The sequence below is a fragment of the Robbsia andropogonis genome (genome assembly GCF_000970345.1).
In the GTDB taxonomy this organism is placed as follows: domain Bacteria; phylum Pseudomonadota; class Gammaproteobacteria; order Burkholderiales; family Burkholderiaceae; genus Robbsia; species Robbsia andropogonis.
Map to the genome: position 1 here is coordinate 1 of NZ_LAQU01000115.1, position 2,820 is coordinate 2,820.

The following is a 2,820-nucleotide window of genomic DNA, read 5'->3' on the forward strand; positions in this document are numbered from 1 at the left end:
GAGGTGGTCGCACCGGGATGACTCCGTGTGTGTGGGTCAATTTGTCCAAAATGGATCAAATGATATCGCGCCGATATTTCAGAGAACATGCCCGTCAAGCGGAACAGGCCGTGGGACATCTGCAACAGATTGCGACCGAAAAATCATTCCTGTGGCAAGCGGTCATTCGATGTCGCACGGTGGACTGGCCGCTCTGGCTGAACTTGCGATAGCCCGAAGGTAAAACCAACTTCTCCAACTTAGCTCGAACGGCCAATAAAGTCGAACATCGAAAAGGTCCGATTTCTCGTTGAAGCGGCTTTTTGCTTACTAAAGGGATCGAGAAGAGACCAACAGCGACGATGGTAATGCAAGTTTGTGTGCGACGCCGCATCTCTACAAGACTTACATTTTCTCGCTAGCGACTTTCATCCCGAGACCAACAAAAGTACACCGAGAGACTTGGTTAACCACGCCGAGATCGTCTGACTCCGACGCAGCGTCTCGGTTAAACTAGACGCCAGGATTACATATGTGACGCTTGTCAGTATGCCCATTATGTTGCCCGCAATTCCAAGTTCAATGATGTGTAGTATTGCTTTTGGATCGTGCGGCTCAATGAACTGAGGCAAGAACGCAAGAAAAAGAGCGCTACCTTCGGGTTCAAGGCGTCGCTGAGAAATCCTTGAAAGAAGGCACGACGAAGGCTAACCTTCCTTGCCTCATCCTTGGACAGGTTGAATGCTCCCTTAGCTCGCAACGCACCGTATCCGATGTAGAAGAGATACCCGGCACCCACCCACTTCACCACGGTGAAGGCAGTGGCGGAGGCCATAACGATCGCAGAGAGTCCCGTGGCAGCACAAATGAGGTGGAAATAAGCGCCAAGATTGATGCCGACGGCAGCGCAAAGACCGGCCTTGCGACCCTGAGCGATGGTACGCCCTAGAAGAAGCAACATGTCTGGGCCTGGGACGAGGCACAAAAGCAAGCTAGCGGTTACAAACAGAAAGTAAGTATGGAACGCCATTGAGATCTCCAATTCTGGGGAAATCGCCGCTACCAGCACCGGCGTGTGGCAAAGTTTAGCTTTTCAAAATGAAAAGAGGCACGACAAAGTCTTTGCCAAAAGTAGCATCGCTACCCAATTGTGTTTCGTCACAGCCGTTTCGAACGTCACCGCAACTCGAAGGCGTAGTCAGTGCAGCTGCAATGTCGGTTTTCTGATCGATAAGCGGTCGGCGGGATAGTCCCTATGCGATGTCCGCTCAGGCCGAGCTACGGAAGTTGGCCGTTCGTTCGGGTACGGTTGCCCCAGTTAAGGATGGGGGGCTAGTATTTTTCGTTACTGTAACGCAAAATACCAGAAGACACCGGAGACCATCATGGGTTTGCCCACGGACGCAAACGTTATTCCGTTACCTGATGCCGTAACGAAAAAACGAGCAAGAGGACGGCCGCGAAAAGAAAACGCGCTGTCGAACGCGGAACGCCAAAAAGCGTTTCGTGCGCGCCAGGCAGCTGCCTGTAAATCCGTTACTGTAACGAAAATATTGACGGCAATTCGGCGGAAATCCAACGGCTGTTGGGTATTGTCCGTGAAGCAGAAAATGAAGCGGAACGCAGAAAAAACGAAATCGCTCTATGGCGCTCCCGCATTGCTGAGTTGGAAAAACTGATCCAAAAAAATGCCCGCGCGGCGAAGAAGACCATTCCGCAAAGATTGAATGTCAGACAGGCGCTAACAGGTCCAGAACCTTATCTCGTAACAGTGTCGCTGGGACGTAGTCCGGCTCGTCGCAGATCATTCACGCTTGATCCCTCACGTTGGATGGATCTCGAACTGCTTGCGAAGTGGTTTGGAATATCAGAGGCCGAGGTGCTCGGACGTGCCATTTCGCTATTGCACCACGAGCTTGCAGACTCGCTAGATTCGAAGGAGCGAGAAAAATACTACGGGGTTTAGAACCCAAGTGCCCTTATTGCCTCAAAAATCCGCAAACGCCGGTGAGCGCTCACATTCGCGAGCAGTACCAACACACTCGCCATGACAACCACGGCACCAGCCGCGATCAAGGGACGAAATCCGCGGCAAACCGTCAAAGCGGGAGGGAGGACATTTCACGCCCAACTCTCGCCCGTTTTCTCTCGCGTAGAACGTGGGTTCTCCCCCTACCCCTGATCGAATCGCCTGATCGATCGTATCCGCACCAAATGCCGCGCGCATCTCGTCGATCCAGCGGGTGACAACGGGCATCTCTTCACGTAAAGATCCGCGCTTTTTATGGGTCTGCCCGCTGTCGCCGCTCATCAGTTGTTTGATATTGCTTTTAGGGTATTGCGTTTTTTGGGACGCGCATTTGCGCAACCACCGCATCGCGAGCAATCCATTCCGGCGAATGCCACGGCACCGCATCCGTAAAAATTACGGCATAGCGCCATCCAGTTTCATCACATTGACGACGCTTCCCGCATGGCGTTTGCCAAAATCCCAAACGTGAATGATACTGTACATCCATACAGCATTATTGCCTAGCGCTCCGATCATCATGATTGTCGCCCCCGAATCAATACATCCAGCGTTGTGGCGGGCCTCCTCCCTTGGCCGGGGTGCCACGCGCTGCCTGGCGTCAGGACATGCGCATCTGGATACCGAATTGCCGGGTGGTGGCTGGCCCGTCGGCACTTTGGTCGATCTACTTACTCCACGCGCAGGAGTCGGCGAGGTGCGGCTGCTGCAGCCCGCGTTGACCTCCCTGGGAGCCCGTCCCATTTCTCGTCTCGCCGCCCATAGCCCGAGCATGCAGGCCCTGGCCAATTGGGGCGTACCGACAGGCGGGC

General features: G+C 53.9%; 3 protein-coding genes and 1 pseudogene. 2 read left to right on the forward strand and 2 right to left on the reverse strand.

The features are described from left to right. Positions 1-535: 535 nt before the first annotated feature. Positions 536-1,009, reverse strand: a complete 474-nt coding sequence (locus WM40_RS26210) for a LysE family translocator (protein WP_082103284.1) — start codon at positions 1,007-1,009, stop codon at positions 536-538. A 555-nt stretch (positions 1,010-1,564) separates the two neighbouring features. Here WM40_RS26210 and WM40_RS30515 point away from each other — a divergent pair. Then, positions 1,565-1,945, forward strand: a complete 381-nt coding sequence (locus WM40_RS30515; protein WP_157793811.1) for a hypothetical protein — start codon at positions 1,565-1,567, stop codon at positions 1,943-1,945. Positions 1,946-1,966: 21 nt separating this feature from the next. On the opposite strand, the gene WM40_RS29290 is transcribed toward WM40_RS30515, so the two are convergent. Continuing rightward, complete coding sequence (locus tag WM40_RS29290) at positions 1,967-2,236, reverse strand: hypothetical protein (RefSeq protein ID WP_157793812.1); 270 nt, start codon at positions 2,234-2,236, stop codon at positions 1,967-1,969. A 292-nt stretch (positions 2,237-2,528) separates the two neighbouring features. Between WM40_RS29290 and WM40_RS30520 the strand changes: the two are divergent. After that, positions 2,529-2,820, forward strand: a pseudogene (locus WM40_RS30520) (translesion DNA synthesis-associated protein ImuA); the annotation flags it as partial.

What these genes read in the sequence shown, in the direction of transcription:
- WM40_RS29290 (WP_157793812.1), bottom strand. Translation starts at nt 2,236, where the DNA reads ATGCCCGTTGTCACCCGCTGGATCGACGAGATGCGCGCGGCATTTGGT.
- WM40_RS26210 (WP_082103284.1), bottom strand. Translation starts at nt 1,009, where the DNA reads ATGGCGTTCCATACTTACTTTCTGTTTGTAACCGCTAGCTTGCTTTTG.